The organism is Hymenobacter baengnokdamensis, assembly GCF_008728635.1.
GTDB classification, from domain to species: Bacteria; Bacteroidota; Bacteroidia; order Cytophagales; family Hymenobacteraceae; genus Hymenobacter; species Hymenobacter baengnokdamensis.
The window spans coordinates 319,551-345,336 of record NZ_CP044285.1 but is presented as its reverse complement, the minus strand read 5'-3'; the positions used below and the strand labels follow the sequence as shown (position 1 = coordinate 345,336).

The 25,786-nt window shown below is 60.7% G+C and carries 22 protein-coding genes and 1 riboswitch; of the genes, 6 read left to right on the top strand and 16 right to left on the bottom strand.

Annotated elements, in window-relative coordinates; genetic code table 11:
- Positions 1–68: 68 nt before the first annotated feature.
- Entirely contained in the window at positions 69–1,079 is a 1,011-nt protein-coding gene (recA, locus tag F6X24_RS01375) for a recombinase RecA (RefSeq protein ID WP_229725479.1), read from the bottom strand.
- Between the two features lie 485 nt (positions 1,080–1,564).
- Here recA and F6X24_RS01370 point away from each other — a divergent pair, with 485 nt between their 5' ends.
- The gene (locus tag F6X24_RS01370) at positions 1,565–2,647 is read left to right on the top strand and encodes a hypothetical protein (RefSeq protein WP_151085968.1); all 1,083 of its coding nucleotides are present in this window, start codon (positions 1,565–1,567) and stop codon (positions 2,645–2,647) included.
- 54 nt (positions 2,648–2,701) lie between these two features.
- On the opposite strand, the gene F6X24_RS01365 is transcribed toward F6X24_RS01370, so the two are convergent.
- The 9 genes from F6X24_RS01365 to guaB form a co-directional block, all read right to left on the bottom strand.
- On the bottom strand, positions 2,702–3,244 hold the full coding sequence (locus tag F6X24_RS01365) for a GNAT family N-acetyltransferase (protein ID WP_191906410.1): 543 nt from the start codon (positions 3,242–3,244) through the stop codon (positions 2,702–2,704).
- Positions 3,245–3,484: 240 nt separating this feature from the next.
- A complete protein-coding gene (locus F6X24_RS01360; protein ID WP_151085964.1) occupies positions 3,485–3,916 on the bottom strand; it encodes a hypothetical protein in 432 nt (143 codons plus the stop codon).
- 83 nt (positions 3,917–3,999) lie between these two features.
- Positions 4,000–4,965 carry an AAA family ATPase gene (locus F6X24_RS01355; protein WP_151085962.1) on the bottom strand — a complete coding sequence of 322 codons (966 nt, stop codon included), beginning with the start codon at positions 4,963–4,965 and terminating at the stop codon, positions 4,000–4,002.
- A 159-nt stretch (positions 4,966–5,124) separates the two neighbouring features.
- On the bottom strand, positions 5,125–6,519 hold the full coding sequence (locus F6X24_RS01350; RefSeq protein ID WP_151085961.1) for a peptidylprolyl isomerase: 1,395 nt from the start codon (positions 6,517–6,519) through the stop codon (positions 5,125–5,127).
- Between the two features lie 135 nt (positions 6,520–6,654).
- Positions 6,655–9,027, bottom strand: a complete 2,373-nt coding sequence (locus tag F6X24_RS01345; protein WP_151085959.1) for a peptidylprolyl isomerase — start codon at positions 9,025–9,027, stop codon at positions 6,655–6,657.
- Positions 9,028–9,281: 254 nt separating this feature from the next.
- Positions 9,282–9,698 (bottom strand): ATP-binding protein, encoded by a 417-nt coding sequence (locus tag F6X24_RS01340; RefSeq protein ID WP_151085958.1) that lies wholly within the window; start codon positions 9,696–9,698, stop codon positions 9,282–9,284.
- Positions 9,699–9,791: 93 nt separating this feature from the next.
- A complete protein-coding gene (locus F6X24_RS01335) occupies positions 9,792–10,121 on the bottom strand; it encodes an STAS domain-containing protein (RefSeq protein WP_151085956.1) in 330 nt (109 codons plus the stop codon).
- Between the two features lie 21 nt (positions 10,122–10,142).
- Complete coding sequence (locus tag F6X24_RS01330; RefSeq protein WP_151085954.1) at positions 10,143–12,248, bottom strand: PP2C family protein-serine/threonine phosphatase; 2,106 nt, start codon at positions 12,246–12,248, stop codon at positions 10,143–10,145.
- Positions 12,249–12,438: 190 nt separating this feature from the next.
- Positions 12,439–13,917: an IMP dehydrogenase gene (guaB, locus tag F6X24_RS01325; RefSeq protein WP_151085952.1), complete on the bottom strand. Its 1,479-nt coding sequence runs from the start codon at positions 13,915–13,917 to the stop codon at positions 12,439–12,441.
- Between the two features lie 165 nt (positions 13,918–14,082).
- Here guaB and F6X24_RS18820 point away from each other — a divergent pair, with 165 nt between their 5' ends.
- Positions 14,083–14,229 carry a hypothetical protein gene (locus F6X24_RS18820; RefSeq protein WP_191906409.1) on the top strand — a complete coding sequence of 49 codons (147 nt, stop codon included), beginning with the start codon at positions 14,083–14,085 and terminating at the stop codon, positions 14,227–14,229.
- Between the two features lie 326 nt (positions 14,230–14,555).
- Here F6X24_RS18820 and F6X24_RS01320 read toward each other — a convergent pair whose 3' ends face one another.
- The 5 genes from F6X24_RS01320 to F6X24_RS01300 form a co-directional block, all read right to left on the bottom strand.
- Complete coding sequence (locus F6X24_RS01320; protein ID WP_151085951.1) at positions 14,556–15,407, bottom strand: FRG domain-containing protein; 852 nt, start codon at positions 15,405–15,407, stop codon at positions 14,556–14,558.
- A 150-nt stretch (positions 15,408–15,557) separates the two neighbouring features.
- The gene (locus F6X24_RS01315; RefSeq protein WP_151085949.1) at positions 15,558–16,391 is read right to left on the bottom strand and encodes an oxidoreductase; all 834 of its coding nucleotides are present in this window, start codon (positions 16,389–16,391) and stop codon (positions 15,558–15,560) included.
- A gap of 217 nt (positions 16,392–16,608) precedes the next feature.
- Complete coding sequence (hrpB, locus tag F6X24_RS01310; RefSeq protein WP_151085947.1) at positions 16,609–19,281, bottom strand: ATP-dependent helicase HrpB; 2,673 nt, start codon at positions 19,279–19,281, stop codon at positions 16,609–16,611.
- Positions 19,282–19,365: 84 nt separating this feature from the next.
- Positions 19,366–20,127 carry a YqjF family protein gene (locus F6X24_RS01305; protein WP_151085946.1) on the bottom strand — a complete coding sequence of 254 codons (762 nt, stop codon included), beginning with the start codon at positions 20,125–20,127 and terminating at the stop codon, positions 19,366–19,368.
- A gap of 31 nt (positions 20,128–20,158) precedes the next feature.
- Positions 20,159–20,482 (bottom strand): rhodanese-like domain-containing protein, encoded by a 324-nt coding sequence (locus F6X24_RS01300; protein ID WP_151085944.1) that lies wholly within the window; start codon positions 20,480–20,482, stop codon positions 20,159–20,161.
- Between the two features lie 55 nt (positions 20,483–20,537).
- Here F6X24_RS01300 and pnuC point away from each other — a divergent pair, with 55 nt between their 5' ends.
- From pnuC to F6X24_RS01285, 3 genes are all read left to right on the top strand, one after another.
- Entirely contained in the window at positions 20,538–21,164 is a 627-nt protein-coding gene (gene pnuC / locus F6X24_RS01295; RefSeq protein WP_191906408.1) for a nicotinamide riboside transporter PnuC, read from the top strand.
- 80 nt (positions 21,165–21,244) lie between these two features.
- A complete protein-coding gene (locus F6X24_RS01290; RefSeq protein WP_151085940.1) occupies positions 21,245–21,769 on the top strand; it encodes an AAA family ATPase in 525 nt (174 codons plus the stop codon).
- Between the two features lie 63 nt (positions 21,770–21,832).
- Positions 21,833–22,717, top strand: coding sequence for an aldose 1-epimerase family protein (locus F6X24_RS01285; RefSeq protein ID WP_151085939.1), 885 nt, complete (start codon positions 21,833–21,835; stop codon positions 22,715–22,717).
- Between the two features lie 27 nt (positions 22,718–22,744).
- Here the strand turns inward: F6X24_RS01285 and F6X24_RS01280 are convergent, their stop codons facing one another.
- Complete coding sequence (locus F6X24_RS01280) at positions 22,745–22,975, bottom strand: hypothetical protein (RefSeq protein WP_151085937.1); 231 nt, start codon at positions 22,973–22,975, stop codon at positions 22,745–22,747.
- Between the two features lie 175 nt (positions 22,976–23,150).
- Positions 23,151–23,255, top strand: a riboswitch (TPP riboswitch).
- 63 nt (positions 23,256–23,318) lie between these two features.
- On the opposite strand from F6X24_RS01280, the gene F6X24_RS01275 reads away from it, so the two are divergent.
- The gene (locus F6X24_RS01275) at positions 23,319–25,772 is read left to right on the top strand and encodes a TonB-dependent receptor (protein ID WP_229725276.1); all 2,454 of its coding nucleotides are present in this window, start codon (positions 23,319–23,321) and stop codon (positions 25,770–25,772) included.
- The last annotated feature ends 14 nt before the right edge of the window (positions 25,773–25,786 follow it).

Here is a 25,786-nt window from a genome sequence, read left to right as displayed (position 1 = left end):
GCCAGACGCAAAAAGCCCCGCTGCCAGCTGGCAGCGGGGCTTTACGAAAAATAAACTAAGCTGGTCGCTTACAGCGTGTCGTCGCCGTCTTCGGGGCCGCTCATGTCCACGGGGATAATGTCCTCATCGCCCTTGGCCATGGTGCGGATTTTAGCCTCAATCTGGTCAGCCAGCTCGGGGTTGTCGAGCAGCAGGGTTTTTACGGCTTCTCGGCCCTGGCCAATCTTGTTGCCATCGTAGCTAAACCACGAGCCCGACTTGCCAATGATGCCCATGTCGACGCCGAGGTCAACGATTTCGCCGACTTTCGAGATTCCCTGGCCGTAGATGATGTCAAACTCAACCACCTTGAAGGGGGGTGCGACTTTGTTTTTCACCACCTTCACCTTGGTGCGGTTGCCGGTTACGTTGTCCTTGTCTTCCTTGATTTGGCCGATACGCCGGATGTCGAGGCGCACCGAAGCGTAGAATTTCAGGGCGTTACCGCCGGTCGTGGTTTCGGGCGAGCCAAACATCACGCCGATTTTCTCACGCAGCTGGTTGATGAAGATGCACAGGCAGTTAGTCTTGTTAATGGTGCCGGTGAGCTTGCGCAGGGCCTGGCTCATGAGGCGGGCGTGCAGGCCCACTTTCGAGTCGCCCATGTCGCCTTCGAGCTCGCCTTTCGGCACGAGGGCCGCTACGGAGTCGATTACGATGATGTCGATAGCGCCCGAGCTGATGAGCTGGTCGGCAATCTCAAGCGCCTGCTCGCCGTTGTCGGGCTGCGCGATGAGGAGGTTGTCCACATCAATGCCCAGCTTTTTGGCGTAGGTAGGGTCGAAGGCATGCTCAGCGTCGATGAAGGCGGCGGTACCGCCGGCTTTCTGGGCTTCGGCAATGGCATGCATCGTCAGCGTAGTCTTACCGCTCGATTCGGGGCCGTAGATTTCGACCACCCGGCCGCGGGGCAACCCGCCGATGCCGAGGGCAATATCCAGCGACAGCGAGCCGGTGCTGATGGCCGGAATATCGTTTACCTTCTGGTCCGAGAGCTTCATCACGGTACCTTTGCCGAAGGCTTTGTCGAGCTTCTCCATCGTCAGCGCAAGTGCCTTGGCTTTCTCGGCAGCTGGGTTGGAGGGGGCATTCTTGTCAGCTTTCTCGACCGTTTCAGGTTTGTCGGCTTTTTTGGTTGCTAAGGCCATGAAGGGGTTGGGGTGTAAAGAAACTTAGGTTTGTAAAAATACGGTATTTTGGTTTACCGCAGCAAGGCAGCACAACAGGAGGCTAAGCCTGGCTACCGTTCTGTTTTTCGACGGCTATTTCTAACGCAGCGGCCCCCGGTTTTGTGCCGGAAACGCCCAAATTTATGGGGAAATTTCTAAAAATTTTAGTTAGCCTTGGGGCTGTGCTGATTATGGCTGGGCCGGCGTGGGCGCAGCTGGATAACCGGGCGTTTACGTCGCCAGAACCGGGTGCTTATAGAAATGATACGCTGTCATTTTTTCGTATTGGGGCTATTGCTGGAATGGGAGCGCGCTACCACGCGGAACTTGATAGCGTGAATAGAAAGATTGACAGTGTGAATGCTCGACTAAATAGAAAGCCCAGTCGTATTACAACCAATGCAGGAGACCTGCGCATCTCCCTCAACGCCTTCACCTTCTTCAAAGACAACGAGTATTTCAACCCCATTGTCGAAGGTTACACGCTGTTTGGCACGCAGTTGAACCCGCAGCTCGTGTATTACCCAACCAAAGAGCTGCGCCTGGAAGCCGGCGTTTTTATTTGGAAGGATTTTGGAAACCCTATATTAAAACAGGTTCGCCCCACCTACCGTGCCACCTGGACACACAAGAACAGCCAGTTTATTTTCGGCAATATCAAGGCCAATCTCAACCACGAGTACATCGAGCCGCTCATGGACTTTGAGCGCGTGATGCTAAAGCCGTTGGAGGAAGGCGTGCAGTACCGGCTGAATACCAGGCGCGTGTTTCTGGATACCTGGGTCGACTGGCTGCGGCAGGAGTATCCGGGGGTGAGCTACCAGGAGCAGATTGCCGGGGGCCTGAGCAGTAGCTTCCGCCTGACGGGCGACAATAGCCCGGTGCAGCTGTCGATTCCCTTTCAGTTTACGGCCCGGCACCACGGCGGGCAGATTGATACGCTGCACATTCCTATCCAGACGATTTTTAACTATGCCAGTGGCGTAGTAGCGCGCCTGCCGCTGCACGGGTCGGTAGTTCAGGCCGTGCGGGTAAATGCCTATGGCTTGCTCTACGGCGACCATTCGAGCGTATTCCTGCTGCCTTTCAACAACGGCAACGCGCTGTATCTCAATAGCACGCTCGAAACCCGCTACGTTGACCTCATGCTGAGCTATTGGCAGGGGCATCAGTTTTACGCACCCTTCGGTGGCACGTACTACCAGTCGGTGGCCTCGCGCTACGGTACCCCCGGCTATAGCGAGGCCGACCGTCGCCTGCTGCTCGTGCGCCTGCTGCGCGACTTCCGCATCTCCGACGCGGCGGCCCTGACGGTACGCGTCGAGCCGGTATACGACTTCAACCGCAGCCTGCTCGATTTTTCTTTCGGCGTTTACCTCAACTTTCGGCAGGAATGGCTGCTGAGCAATGTGGGCAGGCGAGTGCGCGTCGGGCAGTAAATATAGTATATTTAATATATTTAAAACCTGGCTAAAAAGAGCGACAGCCGGGGTTTAGCTGCCGGCATCGCGCGTTCGGACGAAGTGCAGAATGTCGGCTTGAGGCAGCTGGCTGTCCCAGAAGCTGAGCCGGAGCCAGCGGGGCGCTTCGGGCTGCTCGGGTTGCTGCAAGCTAAAGCCCAGGTGGCGGGCTACGGCCTGCGCCCGCAGGTTGTCGGCAAAGCAGCGAATAAGCAGCCGCTCGGCGGCCACCGGGGCCTCGAAGCCAAAGGCGCAGACCGCAGCCAGCGCTTCGCGGGCGTAGCCGTGGCCTTCAGCTTCGGCGGCCAGGTAATAGCCGATTTCGGCTTGCCCGTTTCGCTGGGGCATCAGGCAGATATCGCCCAGGTACTCGTGGGTTTCGCGGTGCCAGATGCCCATTACGTAAAAGCGGCCGGTGCGCCAGTCGTGGGCAAAGGTGGCGAGCTGAATGTGGGCGGCGGCCAAGGTAGGTACCGCACGCAAGCGGTCGGGAAACGAAGCCCGCAGGCGCCCCCGGCTCTGGTCGAGCACCGTGTAAAAAGCCGGCGCGTCGGCGGGCTCATAGGGGCGTAACAAAAGGCGGGCAGTTTCGAGCACTGTATTGGGTAAGAAGAGCAGCCCGCAGAGCAAACAATAACCCTGCCTGACGCTGCAACCTCACCAGCAAAAACAAGCTGCTTTTTTAGCTATTGTTTGAAAACCGATTTTATAAATCGGGTACTACCGCACTGTAATGCCCGCTTTATAGCCCAACGAAAAAGGCCGCCTGAGCAGGCGGCCTTTTTCGTTGGGCTATAAAGCGGGCGAAGCCACCACTCAGACCGTATACTGCCGGGGGCTGCCCAGCGCTTGCTGGGTACGCATCACGTTTACCTGCCGGGCCGCTTCGTTGAAGAACTCCAGGCGGCGAATCAGCATTTCTTTCGTAAATACGCGGCCTTCAGGCGTACGCATGACCGACTGCTTATCGGCGAGCACGCGCTGCATGGCGGCCAGCGTCTGGTCTTCGTGGCGCATAAACTGCTGCTGAAACTCGGCCAGCCGCGCCACTCCGGTGGCCGTGAGGGTAAAATGCTCGCCGGCGCCCTGGTTCAGCACTTCGCACAGCACATATACCTCCAGCGGCAGGCTGGTTTCGAGGGCGGTGGTGCGCAGGTCGAGGCCGGCGGCCAGCGCATCGAGAATAATGCGCACGTTGCGCTCAAATTGCTGATAGTACGCTTGGGCTTCCATGAGTTCATTTACCATTTGCCATTCAACATTCAATACGCAAAGGATAAAATCCAGTGAGTGCCAAGCTGTTAAATGTTAAATGATAAGTGTTAAATGATTTAAAGTAGTTCTTTGATAATCTGCTCTACCGTGGTGCCTTCGGCTTCGGCTTTGAAGTTGCGCACGAGGCGGTGGCGCAGGATAGGCAAAGCTACGGCGCGCACGTCTTCAATATCGGGCGAGTATTTGCCGGTGAGCAGGGCGTTGCACTTGGCAGCCACAATAAGGTACTGACTGGCCCGCGGGCCGGCGCCCCATTCCAGCAGCTGCTGGGCACGCGGGGCAGTGCGCGGCATATTGGGGCGCGTTTTGTGCACCAGCCCTACAGCGTATTCTACCACGTTGTCGGCCACCGGCACGCGGCGCACCAGCGCCTGGTAAGCCTGAATATCGTCGGAGTGTAATATTCTGCTCACCGTCGGCTTGCGGTCGGAGGTAGTGTTCTTGACAATGTTCAGCTCCTCCTCGTAGCTCGGGTAGCCTAGCTCGATGTTGAACATAAAGCGGTCGAGCTGCGCTTCGGGAAGGGGATACGTGCCTTCCTGCTCAATCGGATTCTGGGTGGCCAGCACGAAGAATGGCCGCGCCAGCGGGTAGCGCTGCCCGGCCACCGTAACGGCGTACTCCTGCATGCTTTCGAGCAGGGCGGCCTGGGTTTTGGGCGGCGTCCGGTTTATCTCGTCGGCCAGGATGATGTTGGCAAAAATCGGTCCCTTCACAAACTGAAACTCGCGCTGCTGCGTCAGAGTTTCCGAGCCCACGATGTCGGAGGGCATCAAATCGGGCGTAAACTGAATGCGGTTGAAGGAGAGGTCGAGCGAGTCGGCAATAGTCTGGATAAGCAGCGTTTTGGCCAGCCCCGGCACGCCCACCAGCAGGCAATGTCCCTGGGCAAACACGGCCGTGAGCACGAGCCGCACCACGTCGTCCTGCCCCACGATGACCTTGCCGATTTCCTGCCGCAGCTGCTGATACGCCTGCTTCAGGGAGTCGGCCGCTTCTTTATCGTTTTGAAATTGAGCCATTATCAAGCTAATAATACACTAAAAGAACGTCCTGCCCAACTTGCCGAAGCATCGTGCTCGCATCGTTGGCGTAATGACCCAGGTGGCACGGGCAAGCTGCTTCGACAAGCGGACGCCAGCTGAGATGACGTTCTTTTTTAGCCAACTTTCTATCCGCTTTTACTGGTCGGTGCTGGCAGTCAGTACTTTGCACTCGGCATATTCGGGCGCAACTTCCAGGTATACGGTGTTGCGGTTCTTTTCGTACCACTCATCCAGTGCCTTGTTTTTCTTCTGGGTGAGGGCCGCCTGCGAAATCTTCTGGTAGTCGTCGAGCAGGTTGGCCTGGTGAGGGGGCGTGTTGCTCTTCAGATAAAGAATGCGCATGGCTTCCTTGCCGTCGTCGGTACGGTAGGGCAGCGGGGGCGTAATGTGGCCCACCTTCATAGTATCGATAATAAAGAAAACGGCTGGGTCGAGCTTATCGAGGGGCAGCTTCGAGCCGCCATCGGCCCGGTTGGCCAGCAGCCCGCCGTTGGCAGCGGTTATCTTATCGGTGCTGAAATCCTTCGCTGCTTTGGCAAAAGAAATACTGTCCTTCAGAATCTGATTGCGGATACGGGTCAGCTTGGTCGCGGCCACACTGGCATCGGCGGCGCCGGCAGCTGGCTTCAGCAATATATGGCGAGTTGAATAGGAGTCGCCCTTGCGCTCGATAAATTGAATGAGGTGAAAGCCGAACTGCGACTCCACCACCGGCGATAGCTGACCGGGCTCCAGCTTGCGCGACGCGGCCTCATACTCGGGCACCAGCTCTCCTTTTTTAAAGAACCCCAGGTAACCGCCCTGAGCGGCCGAGCCAGGGTCCTGCGAATACTTTTTCGCTAATTCCTCGAAGCTCTCGCCCGCCAGTACGCGACCGCGCAGGTCGTTGAGCTGGGCAATGGCTTCCTGCTTGGCCTTGTCGTTTACCTGCGCCGGAATCACAATCTGCCCGACTTCTACCTCGGTTGAGAAATAGGGAACGCTGTCTTTGGGCACCTTGTCGAAGTATTCTTTTACTTCGCGGGGGGTGATGGCTACTTTACCCGAAATCTTGTCCTGCATTTCCTGCTGCACCAGCTGGTCGCGCACCTGGGGTCGCAGGTCTTCCTTGAGAACTCGCACCGGCTTGTTGTACATCTCCTCCAGCTTCTTTTCGGAGCCTACCTGCTGCACGAAGTAGTTCATGCGGCGGTCGAGCTCACTGTTGACCCGCGCATCGGTCACGGTTACGGAGTCGATATCGGCCCGGGCCAGCATCAGCTTGCTCAGCACCAGGCTCTGCAGAATTTTGCAGCGCAGGTCGGGCGGCAGGGGCTTGCCCTGGGCACGGGCCTGCTCCTGGGCCACAATGCCTTCTACTTCGGAGCGAAGAATAATCTGGTTATCAACCTTTACCACGATGCCATCGAGTATCTGCTGGCCCCGGGGGCGGCTGATACCCAGCTGCGCGTAGCAGGTATGGGGCAGGGCCAGCAGGGCCGCTAGGGCGAATAAGGAGTAGGCGGATAGGCGCCGAAGGATACGTTGCATAAGATAGGGAGTCACGAGGCGGGCCAGAGGTTGCCGCCTGTGCCGCGCTAACATAAAAGGTTTTTAGCGTTTCTGGTTCCTGCAAGCTGCGTATAAATGGGAATCACTCGCCGCAGCGAGGCCGGCCGCCGGACGCTATTTGGTGACCAGCTTATTTACTTCCTGCTCGTTAACTTTTACGGGATACTGCTGGCGCAGCTGCTCAATCCACTGCTTCTCCAGGTAGTTCTGGTAGTCGCTGGTGGCCTGGCCCCGGGCATCGCTCAGGGCTTTGGGGCCGGCGGGCAGGCTCTTTTTTACCACTATGGCGTAGTAGCGGCCGTCGCGCTGGGTAGTGTAGGTGCCCGCCGGGCGGGTCAGGTACTCATCCATCACCTTATTTTCGCCCTTCTGAAAGATACGCTGCTGAATCTGCACGGCCAGCGGGTTCTGCTGGTTGAGGTTGGCTTCGAGGGCGCTGGTAGCGGTGCTGAAGAATTCCAGTCGGGTATCACCATCGGCAGTGACCGCCGTGCGAGTAGGGGCGGCCCCCAGTCGGCGGCGGGCAATCTTGCCGGTCTTGGCCAGGTAGTCGATAGCGGCAGAAGCGCGCTGATGAGCCAGCGCCGGGCTCTCGCCCTTGCGGATGTGGCCGGCTACCGTCACAAAAAGAGCCGTATCCTGGCTCATTCGCCGGGCTGCCTCGTCGAGCACGGCCGAGCCGCCACTGCCCGCGGGCGTGGCCGTGCCGGCCTTAAAGTGCACCAGCGCCGAGCCGGCTTTGCCCGCAATGGCGTAGCGGCCGGCTGGCAGCTCGCGCTGCGCCCTGGCCAGCAGCTGCGGCGTGGCAGCCGAAATAACGGTACCCTGCACGCGCTGCCCAAACTGATAGTTGGCCTGGTTGGCCAAAAAGAATTTCTTCAGGCCGGCCGTGTCCTCAATCGCTTTGCTCCAGACTTTGGTGTCCATCAGCTGGAAGAGCAGAATGCCGTCGCGGTATTCCTGCACGAGCATGCGGTAGTCCTCATACTTGGCGGGCAGGCTGTTTTTCTCAAACTCGGTCAGGCTCTGGTCTACGTACTGGTCGTAGAGCTGCTGCATTACAAAAGCCGGCTCGGCCGTGGGGCGCGGGCGCTGGTTCTGCTGCACGTAAGCCAGGAAGCTGGCTACGGTGTAAGGCTGGCCTTTAATAGTAAAGAGCGGCAGCTTGTCGCCACCGGCTTTGGTCGTCTGCTTGGAGGCCTTGGCTCCGCTGGCCGTCATGGTAGCGGCGTTAAACTTGTAGCGGCCATGCACCAGCGCGGTATCGGCCTGCGCAAAAGCCAGCGTCTTGGCCGCCGGAATCTCCACAAACTGGTCTTCCTGGCGAATGCGCTTGAGAAAAGCCGCGTGGTTAAGCTCCGAGCGCGAGTCTTTGGCCACCTTGCTTTTCAGCGTCGGCTCCATGGTGGCGAAGGCAGCCAGCGGCTGCTTTTCGATGAGCTTGATAATGTGCCAGCCGTAGGGCGTTTGAACCGGAGCCGAGATGTCGCCGGGCTTTTGCAGCTTAAAAGCTACCTCCTCAAACGACGGAATCATGCGGCCGGTGCCGAAGGGCGGCAGCTCGCCGCCGTTGGGGGCCGAGCCGGCATCTTCCGAAAACTGCGCCACAAGCTTGTTCCAGTTCTCGCCCTTGCGCAGACGGGCATACAGCTCATTGATTTTTTTGTGGGCCGCCGCCGAGTCGGCTTTAGGGGCCTGGGGCGTTACGCGCACCATCAGATGAGCTACCTTAATTTCGCCCTGCGCGGTGCGCTTATCGTTTACCTTAATAATATGGTAGCCGAAGCGCGTGCGAATGGGCTGGCTTACCTGCCCCACCGGCGTGCGGTAAGCGGCCGACTCAAACGGGTACACCATCTGCATGGCCGTGAAGTAGCCGAGCTTGCCGGCATTCTCCTTGGCCGAGGGGTCTTCGCTGCTGGCGCTGGCCACGAGGCCAAAGTCTTCGCCGCTCGTAACGCGCTGACGCAGGGCCTGTATTTTCTGATAAGCGGCCAGCGTATCGGCCGGCGACGCATCAGGCGCTACCCGCACCAGAATGTGCGAGGCATTTATTTCCTGGCCCATGCGGTCGTAGGCTTCGCGCACCAGCTGGTCGGTCACGCCCTTCTCAGTGAGGTAGGGCAGCGCCAGCTGCTGCTTGTAGCCATCAAGCTCGCGCCGGAATGCCTGCGTGGTGTCGAGGCCCTGCTTTTCAGCATCCAGCACTTTAAGCCGGAAGTTGGTATAAAGCGTGAGATAGTCGGTTACGCTCGAGCGAGTGCCGTAGTCGGCAGCGGTGCTGTTGTTTTTCTTGTAAACGTAAGCAAACTCACGGCTGGGTACCGGGTAAGTGCCCAGCGTTTCGATGGCGGGGCCGGTAGCTACTGGCTGAGCCACGGCCTGGCTGGCCGGGTTGGTGGCGGTAGTAGGCTTGCTGGCCTGGCAGGCAGCCAGCTGAAGCAGCGTGGCGGCAGCGGCACCGGCCAACGGGAGGCGTGAATGCATAGATAAAATGAAGAGAACCGGCCTGAACGCACATTAAAAGGCAAATGGCAACATGCCGGGCACAATACTGGTGCAATTTTACGAAGAAATTGCCGGCTTATGCGCGGGCGCGGGTTGGCGCTCTGCTGATGCTGATAGCCAGGCGCGTCCGAAGCGATTGCCGCGGGCCTGGTTTTGCCTGAAAATACCAACGGGTAAGCCACCCTTAAGGCGACTTACCCGTTGCGGAAATCACAGCTGGAAAAGTCTGTGAGTCAGATAATCTCTTTGCTTAGGTGGCAAACGGTATGCGAGTTGCGCTCAAAGAACTCTACCCGGTCCATGATGCGCGATACCAGGGCCATGCCCATGCCACCCTTGCGACCCTGCTGAATGTAGGCGCGCAAGTCGGGCGTGGCTACCTTGCCCGGAGGCAGAAACAGCGTGCTGCCGTGGTCTTCAATCTCGATATCAAGCTGTCGGTCAGTAAGAACCAGCAGCAAATCCAGAAACTGACTGGCATCTTCGCCATTAGCATGGATGATAAAGTTGGCCATCACCTCATCTACTGCCAACACTACCTGGTTGACGGTAATCTCTTTACGATGAGCGCTCAGCAAAAAGCTGCGCACGAAGTCACGCACCTGCTGCAGGTTCTGGCGCGAACAACTAATGCGGATGCGGTCTTGCATGGCGAAGGCGGAAAACAGGGCAGCAGAAGAACAGAGAAGCTACAAGTAGTAAATAGTTTGTTCAGTGTTGGTCAGCTGCGGGTAAGCTACTGATTAAGCAGCCTGCGCCTCTTTTTCGGTGGGTACGATAGTCATTAAGGAATCGAGGCCCAGAATCTCGAATACGTTAAATACCTTTTCCTGCATATTATAGAATACCAGCTTGACGTTGGAATCCTGCAGGCGCTGCAAGTGGGAGATAAATACGCCAAGGCCAGCCGATGATATGTAGCTAAGTCGGTGGCAGTCAATCAGTACTCTTTTGTAATTAAGCAGCTCAGGCTTGTTGAGCTCAGTGTCGAGTATCACGGCGGAGGAGGCATCCAGCTCCCCGTCGAGGATAAGCGTAAGGGTAGTGTCAGCGGGTTGAGCAGTTACTTTCATAATAGGCCCCATACGCGGGGGCTAGGGTTGGGGTTGGGCTGACTTGAACTTAATGACGAGCAGGGTCTGGTCGTCGTGCAGGGGCAGGCCTTTGCTGAACTCCTGCACATCTTCGCGAATGTACTGGTTTATTTCTTCGGCCGACTGGTAAAAGCACTGGCCCAGCATCTGAGCCAGACGCTCTTCGCCATACTCGTCGCCGTCGGCATTGCGGGCTTCGGGAATGCCATCGGTATAAATCACCATTACATCACCGGGGTTGTAATCCCAGAACTGGTTTTTGACGTGGCGGCCATAGCTGGCATCGCGCAAAATGCCCAGGCCCAGGCCTTCGCTGCGGAAATAGCTTACCTCCTCCTTGATAGAGTGATAATAAAGCGTGTGGCAGTGCCCGGCGCGGGCAAAGCTAAAGCCGCCGGCTTCGTAATCGATGAGGTAAAACGAGGCCGTGATAAATGACGAGCGCTCCAGGCAGTGCGTGAGCGCCTCATTGGCCAGCACCATAAAGCGATGCGGGTCGGGGTAGCGCTCGCGGTCTTTCTTAGCCAGCGGATTAGGCTGCATAAGGGCGTGGAAGATGCCTTTCATCTGGGCCGTGTGAAAGGCCGCCGTTACGCCCTTGCCCGATACATCGCCGATAAGTACCGCCAGGCGCTGGCCCGGCAAGTGCAGAAAGTCGTAAAAATCGCCGCCTACCTCCTTGGCTGCCTGCGCATAGGTGCTGATTTCAAACCAGTTGTCGGTGGGCAGGTGCTTGGGGATGAGGCGCTCCTGCACCAGCGCGGCAATGCGCAGCTCATCCTGAGCCCGCTGGCTGATGCGGGCTTCCTGAGCCAGCTGCAAGTTTTCGAGGCTCAGGACGGTCTGGGTCGTAAACGTGTGCAGAATACTCAGGTCTTCGGGCTCGAAGCCAGCCTGGTTTTTTTTCAGCAGCAGCAGGTGGCCGTAGTCGTGCGTGGTGCTACGCAGGGGTAATATAGCGGCGGAGCCATATTTCTGGCTCAGGCCCACGAGGCGCTGCGAGCGCAGCAGGTCGTTGTCGATAATCTCGGCTTGCCCGGCCTCCACCAGTGCCGCCAACTGAGGGCGCAGCGCTGCCAGGTCGGCTGGGAGCAGCTCATGCGTAGGCGCAGCGGGGGCCGGGCCGGTTGTGTCGATGGGCTGAGCCGGCGCATCGAGCCAGGCGGCGTCGGCCCGGATGGTTTGCACTGCCGAGGTAAAGAGGGCCTGGTATATTTCGGCGGCCGTCTGGCCGCGCTGGATAATCTGGCTCAGCTGCTGCAGGCTCAGGATTTCGGCCCGTCGCTGCTCATAGACGTCGGCAATGGGCAGGTTGAAAAGCGTGACCAGCAAGCCGGCCACGGCGTAAAAAACGGCGAAGAAAGAAGTAAGCGCCAGGAAGGCCTGCTGCGTGGGCGGAGTCAGCAGCGCGGGGTCGGTCTGGGCATTGCGCAGGTAGAACAGAAAGAGCGTCAGAAAGCCTAACACGCCCAGCTGCAGCATAATAGCCTGCAGCTTCTGGCCCTGGCTGAGGTAAGCAACCCAGCGCTGGTGCCCACTCAGGTATACCCCAAAGAGGCCCAGGCCCGTGATAACGGCCACCCGGACATAGTCGGGAGTATGCCACACAAAGAGCTGAAATAGCAGCGTAATGCCCAGGATAACCTCAAAAGCCGTCCATTCGCGCTGTAGCCGGGGGCTGCCGCGAAAGTTGACCAGCGAGCGCCAGATGTAGAGCGTGCGCGCCAGCAGAATAATAAAAAGTGCCAGGCTGATAGTATAGCCGACACTGGCCGTAATGTCGCCGGGAAGCGGCAAGGAGTGGTCAGCTGCCAGCCGCACAAAGGCCTGTACGCCAACAAGCAGCCCCGTAAGTATGAGGCCCCGCCAAAACAGGCGGAGCAGCAGCGCCAGGAAGCCGTGCCCGCTCAGGGGGTCGGGCTGGAGTCGGGTGTAAAGAAACACGCTGGCCGCAAAGCCGCCCTGCGCCAGTAAAAGCAGCCAGCGCGGCCAGTCTGGCGGCAGCCCCAATACCGTGCGGCCCTGGCTGAGCGTGCCGAGCAGCAATAGCAGCCAGCATAAGGCTGCTACTACTATAAGCCAGACCGAACTGCGAAATTTGGGCATAGAAGAGGGGGCAAAAACAGAGCGCGGCCGCCTCCTGCATACAACGCTCTACTACCCGGCCGAAAAAAAGACAAGGCGCAAAACTACGAATGAGCGGACTAGTTCCTAGCGGTTGGTTTTTCGTAGCCGGGCCATTTCGCTGCAAAGCTGGCCAAGAGCCACTAAAAACCAACAGCCAGGAGTAGTAGCCTTAGCGACTCGAGTAATTGGGGGCCTCGCGGGTAATCTGCACATCGTGCGGATGGCTTTCGCGCAGGCCCGCCCCGGTGATACGCACAAACTGCGCGGCTTGCAGCGTAGGCAGGTCGGGGGCGCCCACGTAGCCCATGCCGGCGCGCAGGCCCCCGGCCAGCTGGTACAGCACTTCGCTTACACTGCCTTTGAAGGGAACCCGCCCCACAATGCCTTCCGGCACGAGCTTCTTTACATCGTCTTCAGCATCCTGAAAGTAGCGGTCCTTGGAGCCATCTTCCATTGCCTCGACCGAGCCCATGCCGCGGTAGCTTTTGTATTTGCGGCCTTCGTAGATAATCAGCTCGCCCGGCGACTCTTCGGTGCCGGCCAGCAGCGAGCCCACCATAACGGCGGCCGCTCCGCCAGCCAGTGCCTTCACGATATCGCCCGAAAACTTGATGCCGCCGTCGGCTACGATGGTAGCCCCGGTGCCCTCGACGCCGCGGGCGGCTTCGAGCACTGCCGAAAGCTGGGGTACGCCGATGCCGGCGATAATGCGCGTGGTGCAGATAGAGCCAGGACCTACCCCAACCTTAACTACCTCGGCACCAGCCTCGGCCAGGGCGCGAGCCCCGGCGGCGGTAGCCACGTTGCCGGCCATTATATCGAGGGTTGGGTATGTTTGCTTAAGCAGGCGCACGGCGTCGAGCACGCCTTTGCTGTGGCCGTGGGCCGTGTCGATGCTGATGAGGTCAACTCCGGCTTCAACCAGCGCGGCCGTGCGCTGCAAGAGGTCGGCCGTGACGCCCACGGCAGCGCCCACGCGCAGGCGGCCCAGGCCATCTTTGCTGGCCTGCGGCGAGCGGCGGCGCTTTCGGATATCCTTGTAGGTCATAAGGCCCGTGAGGCGGCCTTCAGCATCTACCAAAGGCAGCTTATCTACCTTCCGGTCTTGCAGCATATCCTCGGCAGCGGCCTGGTCGATGCCGGCGGGGGCTGTCACGAGGCGGTCGAGCGGCACCATTACGGTTGTAACGGGCGCGCTAAAATCCTTTTCAAAGCGCAGGTCGCGGCTGGTAAGAATGCCCACCAGGCGGCGATTGGCCTCCACCACCGGAATGCCCCCGATGTTGTGCTGGCGCATCAGCTTGCGGGCATCAGCCAGCGAGGCGGTGGGCGGCAGCGTAAACGGGTCCTGGATAAGGGCCGACTCGCTGCGCTTCACGCGCCGTACCTGCTCGGCTTGCTTGCCGATGCTCATATTCTTGTGGATGATACCGAGGCCGCCAGCCTGCGCCAGCGCAATCGCCATGTCGGCTTCCGTCACGGTATCCATCGCGGCCGAGATGAGGGGCAGGTGCAGCCGGATGCGCGGGGTAAGCTGGGTACCGGGGTCGCAGTCGCGGGGTAGTACCTCCGAGTAGGCGGGCAGGAGCAGTACGTCGTCGTAGGTCAGGGCCTCGAAGGCGATTTTGGGGGTGGCGTGGTCGGCCATAGCAACAGGGGGTTTGGGCAGAAAACCGTATTGCCAGACAAATATACAGCGCAGATGCGGGCCCGGCCTATGGTCGGTTGCACTTTGCCACCCCAACCCTGCCAGGGAGATGGCCGTTGTAGGTAGGAAAACCCATTACCAGATAACGTTAAAGTCAGTTTTGCTATGGCAACCTCCTTCGCTCGCTACGCTTTGCCGCTGGCAGTGCTTTGCAGTATGGCGCTGAGCTCCTGCATTATCCAGGAAAGAGGCCGGCGCGGCTACCACGACCATGACCGCGGCTATTACCATGATGGGCGGCGCGGCTACTAACAGCCCAAGCCAGGAAACAGCCGCACAAAAACAAAAAAGACTCGCCCCAATCGGGACGAGCCTTTCCAACAGGTTCCTTTTCCACAAGAAAACCAAGCTGTTGTTTCGGCATGACCGAAACGATAAGAGCAGCCGGAGCGCGGAACAAGGTGCCGCCGCAGAGACTGTTAAGGGAATAAAACTTTGGAGATACGTGGATAAGAATCGCGTTTCTTCATCGTTTACAATACAAAATTACTACTTACTTGCTAGATATTACCTAGTAAAGTCGCTGAGTAAGCAAAAATTCTCGCTGAATTGCACGCTATAGCTATTGAACTGCCCTACTAGCCGGGTAGCTCGGCTCCATCGGCAGTAGCCGGGCGGCCCTGGGCCGCTGAGTAATGACGATGCAGCCAGCGACTCAGGCCGCCCAGGCCGGGCATTAATACGCGCTCAGTAATATTAGCCTGGTCTAATTTATCGCGTATTTCCCATTTCAGGCGGGCCGGAATGCGGATGCGGAAATACAGCTCGGGGCGCTGCGCCAGCCACTCATGCAGGGCGGCTTCGGGCGTATTCATGAGGGCAAACAGGGCGTACTGATGCACGATGCGGGCATCGAGGGAGGGGGGCTCCAGAAACAGCACAAAAGGTTTGGCCTTCAGGCCGGCCAGCGCGTGCAGGTCGGGCACGACGGGGGCCAGCAGCTCGGAAGTAAATACATTGGAGCCCTCGCTGGCCAGCGCGTCGCGCAGGGCTGGGGGCAGGTGCTCGGCTGCTTTTACGTAGTTCAGGGCCCATAGTATGCCGTCCTGGTGGTAGGCATTCAGGTCGTCGGTAGCAAAGTGCAGGGCCACGTAGGGCGAGTAGGTCCAGTCAAGCAGGCGGGTGGGCAGGCCGTGGTGTTGAGCCAGGGCCAGCCAGTCCCAGACCGTGGCGCTGGGTGGGGTAGTGGTGTCGCGGGCATACTTGCGAAAGTTGCGCAGCAGGTGATGCTCCAATAGGTGATAGTTGCCACCCAGGCGCTGCAAACTGGTGCTGAGGGTATAGCCAAAGCTGCGCATACCCCGATACACGAAAGGCGAGCGGTAGCGCCCCAGGCGGGCATCCCAGGTTTCGTGAAAAAGCAGGTCTTGCAGCTGCTGCCAGCTCTGGGCTTCGAAGTCGTTGGCAGCGGGCGGAGGCAAACTGGGCATGGGGTGAAGATAAGGCTGAGTAGGCGCAGGACTTCCCAAAAGCACGTCATGCCGAGCTTGCCGAAGTATCGCTGCCCCACCGTGCACCGATGAGGTAGAGACGCTCCGAAAAGCTCGGCATGACGTTTTTAGCTAGCAGCGAAAAGCTGGCTAGCTCGGAAAATCGGCCCCGTTGCCAATGTGGGCGTACTGCTCAATTTCTGCCTTAATGGTTGTAAACTTATCCAGGGCACCCTTTACGGCGGCTTTGCCAAGGGGCAGATGCAGCGGCGGGTTTTCCAGGCGCACGAGGTCAAACATGGCCTGGGCAGCGCGCTCGGGGTCGCCGGGCTGCTGGCCGCTGTAACTCTGAATATTGGCCATGTTCTGGCCGGCCGTGGCCCGGTAATCGGCAATGGCCGGCTCGGTATAAGTGGCCGAGCGCCCGGCCCAGTCGGTGCGGAAGCCACTGGGCTCCACATTGGTGACATGGATGCCCAACGGCCCCACCTGAGCCGCGAGGCTTTCCCCGATACCCTCGAGCGCAAACTTGGAGCCGTTATAAATGCCCACTCCAGGAAAAGCCCGCAGCCCGCCAATACTGGTGATGTTGAGGATATGGCCGCTTTTGCGCTGGCGCAGGTGGGGCAACACCGCCCGCAGCACCCGCAACGGACCAAATACGTTGATGTCGAACTGCCGCTGCACTTCGGCATCAGGCACTTCTTCAATGGGCCCCATCGAGCCGTAGCCGGCGTTGTTAACGACTACGTCGAGATGCCCGAGCGCCTCAATGGCAGCAGCTACGGCCTGCTTCACGGCCGCCTCGTCGGCCACATCGGCTACCAGGCCAATGCCGTTGGGGCCAGCTTTGCGGGTAAACTCGTCGGCCTGCGCCCGCTGGCGGAAGGTGGCCGCTACCTTGTCGCCTTTGGCGAGCGCCAACTCGGCCAGGTGCTTGCCAAAGCCGGTGCTGACACCGGTAATAAACCAATGCTTGGTCATGGAATGCAAAAGTAAAAAACTTGTAAACGAAGGCGATAAAGACGCGCAAAGGGGGGCGTTTGTTTGGCGGACCTGCCTGACAAACGTTTTTTGACTACCCAAACCGCTTCACAAGCTCAGAATTGACGGATAGCTTGATTTGCAAACTCGGTTTATTTGTGCTGACACAACTTTTTTTGTGCTGCCGCTTGAACTTCTTGTGCCAGCCAAGCAGAATCTAGGACGTTCCGAGCCGCTTTTTGGTAAGCCTGGTAGGAATGTGCTTCATGGGCTCATCGGGCCATGGGTGCCGGGGGTAGCGGCCTTTCAGGTCTTTGCGTACCTCAAAATAGCCTTTCTCCCAGAAGCTGCGCAAATCGCGGGTTACCTGTGCCGGCCGCCCACCCGGCGATAGCAGATGCAGTAAGAGCGGCACCTTGCCGGCGGCTACGGCAGGCGTTTCGGTGAGGCCAAACAGCTCCTGTAGCTTCACGGCGAGCACCGGCGCGGCGGGGTCGGCATAGTCGAGGGTAACATGCGAACCACTGGGTACTTCCAGGGTGGCGGGCGCGAGGCGGTCCAGCTGCTGGCGCTGGGCCCAGCCGCCGGGCAACCGTGCCAGCAGCGGCTCAGTGAGGTCGAGGCGCTGTACCTGGTCGAGGCTCCTGAGGCCGTTGAGGTGAGGGCCCAGCCAGGCGGGCAAATCGGCCCGCAGCGCTTCCTCGTCGAATGCCGGCCAGGCATCGGGCGTGGCCGCCGGGAAATGCCAGCGCAAAAACTCCAGTCGCTGCTGCAGCTGGCGCGCGGCGGGCGTCCAACTCAGCTTTTCGAGGCCTGCCTCCTGCAAATAGCTCAGCAAGGCTTGCGCTACCAGTGCGGCGTTGGGCTGGCCAATGATACTTTCGGCCAGCAGCAGGGCGCCCAGCCGGCGCACGCGCCGGCCCGTCACGCGCTGGCTGGCGGGGTCGAAGCGTACTTCCTCCGTGGTGGCGATTTGCTCGCCAAAAGCGGTTTCCAGCTCTTCCTTATCGAGTGGCGCGGCCAGCGTGGCGCGGGGGGCAGTAGCGGTGCCCGCCAGGAAAGCCACGGCAAAAAATTCGGCTTGCGGGTCTACCTCCTCGGTGCGCAGACTTACGCGCTGGCCCGTTACGAGACGCAGGCGGTCGGCCCCTTCGCGCTGCGCCAGCCGGTCGGGATAGGCCAGGGCCGTGAGTAGCCCGAGGGGTGCCGAAGCAAAAGAGGTGGGCGCCAAGGTATTTTTGACCCCCAGCCGGCTTTGCAGGTGGCGGGCTACATCGCGCACGCGCTGCAAGGTAGCATGGTGCAGGGCCAGGCCGGGCAGTGGTGGCCGGCCGCTGGCAAATGCTTCGAGGCGCAGGCGCAGGTCGGGAGGCAGCGGGCGCGGGTCGTTGGGCGTGGCCCAGCGTAGCAGGTCGCGCTCGGCCAGCAGGGCAGCCAGCGCAGCGGCCGCCGGGCCGTAGCCCAGCTCAGTGCCCCGCACCACAAGGTGGCCGAGGCGCGGCGGCAGTCCCAGCCTGGCCAGCTGGCGGCCGTGGGCCGTGGGATTTGAAGAGGTGTTAAAAGTTAACGGTGAAGCGTTAAAAGACGAGGACTGAGCCAGGATTTTGACCGAGGTGTTAACTTTTAACACGCCATTTTCAATTTCTTTAGCTACGCTCTCCAAAGCCCCGAGCAGCAGCAGCAGCTCACGGGCCTGGGCCGCGGCTGCCGCTGGCGGCACATCGAGCCAGCGCAGGCTGGCCGGGTCATGCGTGCCCCACAGGGCCAGCTCTAATATTAGGCCGCTAAGGTCAGCGCTATGAATTTCGGGCGGGCGGTGCGCTGGTAGCAGGTGCTGCTCGGCCTCGGTCCAGAGGCGGTAGCAGGTGCCGGGCGCCAGGCGGCCGGCGCGGCCCCGGCGCTGGTCGGCGCTGGCGCGGGCCACGGGCAGGGTTTCGAGCGAGGTGAAGCCCGTGCGCGGCGCAAAGCGCGGCACCCGCGCATAGCCACCGTCAATCACTACCCGCACACCCTCAATGGTAAGGCTGGTTTCGGCGATGCTGGTGGCCAGAATAACCTTGCGCTGGCCAGCTGGCGCGGGCCGCAGGGCGGCATCCTGGGCTTCGAGCGGCAGCTCGCCGTGCAGCAGGTGCAGGGTTGTGTCAGCCGGCAGGGTGTCATATAGTCTTTTTTCTATGCGTTGCAGGTCAGCCACGCCGGGCAGAAATACCAGCACGTCGCCCTCGTGCGCCGCCAGGGCGGCCCGCACCTGGCTGGGCACCAGCTCGGCCAGGCGCTCGCCGGGCTTGTGGGGTAAAGCGGCCGCGCGGCGCGGGTCGAGGTACCGGGTCTCGACGGGAAACAAAAAACCCGCCGACGATACCACGGGTGCGGGCAGCCACTGGCCCAGCCGCTGCGCCTCCAGCGTGGCCGACATGAGCAAGATGCGCAGCTCGGGCCGCAGCACGGCCTGCGCGTCGAGGGCCAGCGCCAGGCCCAGGTCGGCGTTCAGGCTGCGCTCGTGATATTCATCAAACACGATACAGGCCACGTCTTCCAGCGCCGGGTCGTCCTGCAGCATGCGCGTCAGGATACCTTCGGTAATAACCTCAATGCGTGTATCGGCGCTCACTTTGCTGTCGAGGCGCACGCGGTAGCCCACGGTGCGGCCCACCGGCTCGCCCAGCAGCTGCGCCAGGCGGGCTGCGGCGGCGCGGGTAGCCAGCTGGCGCGGCTCCAGCACCAGAATTTTTTGGGCCGGCTGGCGCCAGCTCGCGGCCAGCAGCGCCAGGGGTACTACCGTTGTTTTGCCGGCGCCGGGCGGCGCTTCGAGCACGGCGCGGGAGTTGGTTTCGAGCGCCGCCAGCAGCTCGGGCAGGGCAGCTACAACGGGCAGATTGGGATAAATCAACTTTTAAGCTAACAATGAAAAGGAAGAATGCAGCACGGGGGCCAACTACCTTGTCAGGCTCCTTGCCGCATTTCAAATTTAACCTTACACCCGCTGCAAGCGCCACAAATCCACGCTGAGCGGGCCGCCCGCGTGCAGCACAGGCGCGCCTGCCGGGGTCGGCAGCGCGTGGCTTTCAACCAGCGATGAATCATAGTGCAGCAGCTCGGCAGCCCGCAGCGGCCAGGGCTGATGCGCGATGCGGCCCCGGTAAAGCCGGTCGCCGTAATTTGGGGCGTGCCCGCCAGCCGCGTACAGGCAGTAGCGCTCGGTCAGGAAAAAGGCCAGCGAGCCGGGTTCACTCGGCGGCAGGGCCTCGCCCAGCTGCCAGGTAGCGGTGAAGTGGGCCGGCGCGGCGCCGTTGTGCACGCGGTGGCCGGTGTAGTGCAGGCGCTCGGTTGCGGGCCGCTCCAGCGTGAGCCGCGCCCGGAAGTAGGGCAGGTGAAAAAAAGTGCGCGCCGCCCACACGGCCAGCGCATTGGTGGCATCGAGCGAGAAAAACCACACGCCCGGCACGCCATTGAGGTGCACGTAGGTGCGCACATTCAGCTCCAGAAACTCCCGCACGCCGGGCACGGGCGGCGTGACTCGGCTGCGCACGTTCCACATGCGAAAAGGCACTACGCCCAGCCAGGCGTGCCCGTCGTAGGTGTCAACCTGCAGGCGCTCAGGCAGGTGGGGCTGGATAACGTCGGCCGGCACGGGCCAGTGCATAAACAGCAGGTCGCCCCAGTCCTGGTGCATCAGCGCCCGGCCGGCGGGGCGCTCACGCAGAGCCAGGCGGTCGGGTAGGGTAGGGGTAGACATTTTTAATATAAAACTTTATTAATATTAAAGCTTAATAAACCGGCACGCCGGCATCGACCTCGCGGCTCCAGGCATCGATACCGCCTCTTAAGTTAAGCAGATTTTCGCGGCCCAGGCGGTGCTGCAAGTAGCCCAGCGCCTGGGCCGAGCGCACGCCGTGGTGGCAAATGAGCACCACCGGCCCCGTGGGGCGGATTTCTGCCGCCCGGCGCGGTATCTCGCCCAGCGGAATAAGCGCGCTGCCCGCGATGCGGCAGTAGTCGAACTCCCGTGCTTCGCGCACGTCGATAAGCTGAATATCCTCGCCGGCGGCAAGGCGGGCGTGCAGGGCGGCGGGCGTCAGGTCGGGTAGCATGGGGCAAAAGTACCTGGGGCTGCGGCTACCTTGCGCGGCTTTTCTGCCTTACTGTATGCTGCTTTTTGCTTTTGCGAGCCTGCCCGCCGATATTCTGGCCGCCGTGCGCGCCACTACCGGCCTCGAATGGGCGGCCGTGCTCACGGGCTTTGCCTGCGTGTGGCTGGCGGCTCGCGAGTCGCTCTGGAATTTTCCAATTGCCATTGTCAGCTGCCTGCTCTACGTGGCCATCTACCACCACGCGGCGCTGTATTCGGACCGCAACCTGCAGGGTTTGTTTATTGCGCTCAGCGCTTATGGTTGGTACGAGTGGCTGTATGGCGGGCGCAACAAAACCCCGCTCGCCGTCACGCACACTACGCCAGCCGAGTGGCTGCTGTCGGCCGCCTTTGCCGTGGCCTACACGGCGGGCTTCGGCTACTACCTGCGCCACCACACCGACTCCGCCTTTCCGTACCTAGATAGCTTTACCACGGGCGTGAGCATTGTAGCGCAGTTTCTGCTCATGCGCAAGCGCCTCGAAAACTGGTGGCTCTGGATACTGGTTGATATGGTTTACGTCCCTATTCTGTGGGCCAAGCACTTGTATCCGACCAGCTTGCTGTATGCGCTGTATCTGGCGCTGGCTATTTATGGCTACTGGGAGTGGAAAAAGGATGCCAAAAGAGCGCGCGTAGAATGAAGCAGGAAAAGCTGACCCAGACAGGCTGGGGCGAGGAGGTGAAAAAGGAGCGTGTTTCATTCCTGGCTTCAACTACTTCCTTGAAAAAAGTCTCGCTTACCGGGCCCGAATCGGCGGGCAAGAGCACGCTGGCGGCGCAGCTGGCCGCGCACTACGGCAGCGTATTCGTGCCGGAATACGCCCGCGAGTACCTCGAAAAAAACGGCGCCCGCTACGCCCTGCCCGACCTCGAAACCATTGCCCACAGCCAGCTGGCCGCCGAAGACGTGGCCGCGGCCCAGGCCACCGGCCTGCTCTTTTGCGATACCGATTTACTGGTGCTGAAAATATGGGCTGAAAATGCTTTTGGCGCCTGCCCGGCCTGGATACTAGCCGAGCTGACTAAGCCGCGCTACGCCCTGACGCTGCTGCTGGCCCCCGACCTGCCCTGGACGCCCGACCCGCTGCGCGAGCATCCCGACCCGGCCCAGCGCTGGCACTTTTACCGGCTGTACCTGGCCGAGCTGCAAAGCCGGGGCTGGCCCTTTGCCGAAATCAGCGGGCCGCCCGCCGAGCGCCTGGCGCAGGCTACCACAGCCGTAGCCGCGCTGCTGGCAAAGCGCTAGCCGGCTCCCTCACGTATAGCGGCTAGCTGCTTTCCGGTAAGCTTCAGCTTAATTTTTCTACCCATGCCTACCCTGACCTCTGCCACCGCCCGCGTCGAAGTTTCCACCCACGGTGCCGAGCTTACCAGCTTTGTGCACCTGGCTACGGGCCGCGATTACATCTGGCCCGCCGACCCGGCGCAGTGGGCGCGCCACGCGCCGCTGCTGTTTCCCATCGTAGGCAAGCTGCCCAATGACTCGTATCTGTATGAGGGCCAATTGTATAAGCTACCGCAGCATGGCTTTGCCCGCGACCAGGAATTTCAGCTCATCAGGCACGAGGCGGGCAGCCTCACGTTTCAGCTCATGGCCAGCGAAAGCAGCCGGGCCGTTTTCCCCTTCGAGTTTGACCTGCGGGTCCATTACGAGCTGCGCGATACCCTCCTTACCGTGGAGTGGCGCGTGCGCAACCCCGCCGCAGCGCCGCACGAGCTGCTATTTAGCATTGGGGCACACCCGGCGTTTCGCTGCCCGCTGCGGCCCGAGGCGGGCGAGCAATTCAGCGAGTATGCGTTTCATTTCGACCACCCCGTGGCGCTGCGCCGCCAGCTGCTGCGCGGCGGCCTGCGCACCGGCGAAACAGCTCCGGTGGCCACCCAGCCAGCACTTTTGCCGCTGAGCTACGACTTATTTGCCGACGATGCGTTGGTATTCAGTCACTTCGATTTTACGCGCCTTACCTTGCAGAAGGCCGATAAAACCGGCCCCTTCGTGCGCATGCAGTTCGACGGCTTTCCGTACCTCGGCCTCTGGACCAAAGGCCCCGGAGCCGGCTTCGTCTGCATTGAGCCCTGGCAGGGCGTGGCTAGTCTGGCCGGCCCCGCGCAGGAGCTGCGCGACAAAGAAGGCATCCTGACCGTAGTGCCCGGCCAGACGTTTGTTGCCCGCTATAGTATCGAAATAGGCTAATATTGGCCCTCGTAATTAGCTGACACCCTATACCTCCACCGGCCGGCGCCGGTTGTAGTCGGGCTCCCAGTCGTTGATGGGCCGCGAGATGCCGGGCGGCAGGTCGATATCGGGCAGGCCGGGGTCGTGGGGCTCGCCGCCCCCGTCGTCGCCATCGGAAGAAGGCGGTGGGGGCGGCGGTATGCTACGCCGCTTGGGCATCACCACAAACATGGTGAAAACGGCCAGCAAAAACAGGGCGCACAAAAGCTGGTGCATAACAAAGGGCCGATAGCGAGGACATGAAAAACCGTTCGATTGCTGCCTAGCCTCAACGCAAAGAGGCCGTCTTCCGTTGCTGGCTGCCGCACTATGCTAAGATAGCTGATAGCCAGCAAATCAGTCACACCTGGCGGTACTATGCCCATTTAACGTTGGCAGGGCGCTATCTTTGCGGCATGTTTAGGGGTGCTGACCAGGAAAATCCTGGCTGGCTGAGATTACACCCATTGAACCGGAACCGGGTAATGCCGGCGTCGGGAAAAAACAATCCACGAGCGTTTCCGCCTGTGCACCGACCCCTGGGGCCCGGGCGCGTTCTACCTTATCCCTTTTTTACCGTTTGAAAACGATACTCTCTGCGGGAGCAGCGCTGCTGGCGCTGGCGGCCGCGCCGGCGTGGGCACAAGGCCCCGTGTCCGGCACCCTTACCAACGCCCAAACGGGCGCTGCCCTGCCCGGTGCCACCGTGCTGCTTCTCGACCAGCCTACCCTGGGCGCCACTACCGATGCCAGCGGCGCGTTTACGCTGCCGGCCGTGCCGGCCGGGGCGCACACGCTGCAAGTGCGCTTTGTGGGCTTCGAACCCATCAGCCAGGCCCTGCAAGGGCAGGCCGGGCCGCAGCAGCTGGCACCCCTGGCTCTGCGCACGGCCCGCAACCTGACCCCCGAGGCGGTGGTAACGGCCACCCGCGCCAATGAGCGCACCGCTACCACTTACCAGAATGTAAGCCGCGAGCAGCTGCAAGCCCGCAACTTTGGCCAGGACCTGTCTTACCTGCTCGACCAGACGCCCTCCGTAGTGACGACTTCCGACGCGGGCACCGGCGTGGGGTACACGGCGCTGCGCATCCGGGGCACTGATGGTACCCGCATCAACGTGACACTCAACGGGGTGCCGGTGAATGAAGCCGAAAGCCACGGCGTATTCTTTGTTGACTTGCCCGATTTGGCTTCGTCTATCCAGAGCATCCAGGTGCAGCGCGGCGCCGGCCCCAGTACCAACGGCGCGGGGGCCTTCGGGGCCAGCCTGAACGTGGAAACCCTGGGCCTGCGGCCCAAAGCCTACGCCGAAATCAACAACTCGGCCGGCTCGTTTGGCACCTGGAAAACGACGGTGGCTGCCGGCACCGGCCTTCTCAATGGCCACTTTACCCTCGATGCGCGGGCTTCGCGGGTGCAAAGCGACGGCTACATCGACCGGGGCTGGTCGCGGCTGAAGTCGCTGTACCTGGCCGGTACCTATTCGGATGAGAAAACGCTGCTGCGCGCCCTCGTTATCACGGGCTATGAAACGACCTACCAGGCCTGGTACGGCCTAGCCGACTCGCTGCTGACTAAAAACCGCCGCTACAACGAGGCGGGCACCGACGCCGGCCAGCACCAGCCCGCCTATAAAAACCAGACCGATAACTACCAGCAGGACTATTATCAATTTCTGATTTCAAGGCAATTAACTTCGAAGCTCAACCTGAGTGTGACGCCTTTCTGGACGCGCGGCGGTGGCTACTACGAGGAGTACAAGGCCAACCAGAGCTTTGCCATGTACGGCATTTCAGGGCCGGTGTACCAGCCGCGCGCGGCCGGTGGCTTCGATACGCTCACTACTACCGACGTTATTCGCCGCCGCTGGCTCAAAACCGACCTTTACGGCGCTACTTACGCCTTGCAGCTGCGGCCCGCTGCCGGCGGCTTGCTCTCCGAAGCTACCCTGGGCGGCGCCGTGGTAGGCTACCGGGGCCAGCACTACGACGAGCTGACCTGGGCACAGCGCGGCAACAACATTCCCGAAACCGGCACGCCCTATTACTCGGAGCCCAACGCCCACAAGCTGGATGTGAATACCTACGTCCGTGCCACGGTGGCGCTCAGCGACAACCTGTCGGCGTTTGGCGACGTGCAGTACCGCCACGTCAGCTACGAGCTGTTTGCGCCCGACGGCAGCCCCAACGGCGGCAAAAGCCAGCAAACCATCAACTTCGACTTTCTCAATCCGAAGGCGGGCCTTACGTATCAGGTGAAGGATGGAGTGGCCGCGTATGCCTCGTATGCCCTGGCGCAGCGCGAGCCCACCCGCACCGACTATACCGATACCCCCGCCGAGCGCCGCCCCACCGCCGAAAAGCTGCACAACCTGGAGGTGGGCCTGCGCCACACCACGGGCGCTTTTCAATGGTCGGCTAACTATTACCTGATGCTGTACCGCGACCAGCTCGTGCTCTCGGGCCGCCTCGACGATGTGGGCAACCCCATCCATACCAACGTGCGCGACTCGTACCGCACCGGTATTGAGCTGCAAGCTGCTGCCCGCCTGGCCAAAGGGCTCACCTTCAGCCCCACGGCTACCGTCAGTCGTAATAAAATCAACAATTATACCGACTACCTGACCGACGAGAATTCCGTGGAGCACGGTACGCAATATAAGCAAACTGATATATCTTTCTCGCCCAGCCTCACTTTTGCCTACACGCTGGAATATGAGCTGGTGCCCGGCCTGCGCCTGGCTACCCTGGCCCGCTACGCCAGCCGCCAATACCTCGACAACACGGCCACCGACAGCCGCAGCATTCCGCAGTACTACGTGCAGGATGTGCGCCTGCGCTACCTCTGGCACCCCGCAACGCTAGGCTTTCGCGAAATTGAGCTGGCGGCGGTGGTCAACAATGTGCTGGGCGCTACCTACGTCAACAACGGCTACACCTATGGCTACCTCTACGGTGGGCAGGCGTATTACCAAAGCTATTTCTATCCGCAGGCCCGGCAAAACTTCCTGGCTTCGCTGAATCTGCGCTGGTAACATTTTGCTGGCTC

Coding starts and splice junctions, on each gene's coding strand:
- recA (WP_229725479.1), bottom strand. CDS start 1,079: ATGGAGAAGCTCGACAAAGCCTTCGGCAAAGGTACCGTGATGAAGCTC.
- F6X24_RS01360 (WP_151085964.1), bottom strand. CDS start 3,916: ATGGTAAATGAACTCATGGAAGCCCAAGCGTACTATCAGCAATTTGAG.
- F6X24_RS01355 (WP_151085962.1), bottom strand. CDS start 4,965: ATGGCTCAATTTCAAAACGATAAAGAAGCGGCCGACTCCCTGAAGCAG.
- F6X24_RS01350 (WP_151085961.1), bottom strand. CDS start 6,519: ATGCAACGTATCCTTCGGCGCCTATCCGCCTACTCCTTATTCGCCCTA.
- F6X24_RS01345 (WP_151085959.1), bottom strand. CDS start 9,027: ATGCATTCACGCCTCCCGTTGGCCGGTGCCGCTGCCGCCACGCTGCTT.
- F6X24_RS01340 (WP_151085958.1), bottom strand. CDS start 9,698: ATGCAAGACCGCATCCGCATTAGTTGTTCGCGCCAGAACCTGCAGCAG.
- F6X24_RS01335 (WP_151085956.1), bottom strand. CDS start 10,121: ATGAAAGTAACTGCTCAACCCGCTGACACTACCCTTACGCTTATCCTC.
- F6X24_RS01330 (WP_151085954.1), bottom strand. CDS start 12,248: ATGCCCAAATTTCGCAGTTCGGTCTGGCTTATAGTAGTAGCAGCCTTA.
- guaB (WP_151085952.1), bottom strand. CDS start 13,917: ATGGCCGACCACGCCACCCCCAAAATCGCCTTCGAGGCCCTGACCTAC.
- F6X24_RS18820 (WP_191906409.1), top strand. CDS start 14,083: ATGGCAACCTCCTTCGCTCGCTACGCTTTGCCGCTGGCAGTGCTTTGC.
- F6X24_RS01320 (WP_151085951.1), bottom strand. CDS start 15,407: ATGCCCAGTTTGCCTCCGCCCGCTGCCAACGACTTCGAAGCCCAGAGC.
- F6X24_RS01315 (WP_151085949.1), bottom strand. CDS start 16,391: ATGACCAAGCATTGGTTTATTACCGGTGTCAGCACCGGCTTTGGCAAG.
- F6X24_RS01305 (WP_151085946.1), bottom strand. CDS start 20,127: ATGTCTACCCCTACCCTACCCGACCGCCTGGCTCTGCGTGAGCGCCCC.
- F6X24_RS01300 (WP_151085944.1), bottom strand. CDS start 20,482: ATGCTACCCGACCTGACGCCCGCCGCCCTGCACGCCCGCCTTGCCGCC.
- pnuC (WP_191906408.1), top strand. CDS start 20,538: ATGCTGCTTTTTGCTTTTGCGAGCCTGCCCGCCGATATTCTGGCCGCC.
- F6X24_RS01285 (WP_151085939.1), top strand. CDS start 21,833: ATGCCTACCCTGACCTCTGCCACCGCCCGCGTCGAAGTTTCCACCCAC.
- F6X24_RS01280 (WP_151085937.1), bottom strand. CDS start 22,975: ATGCACCAGCTTTTGTGCGCCCTGTTTTTGCTGGCCGTTTTCACCATG.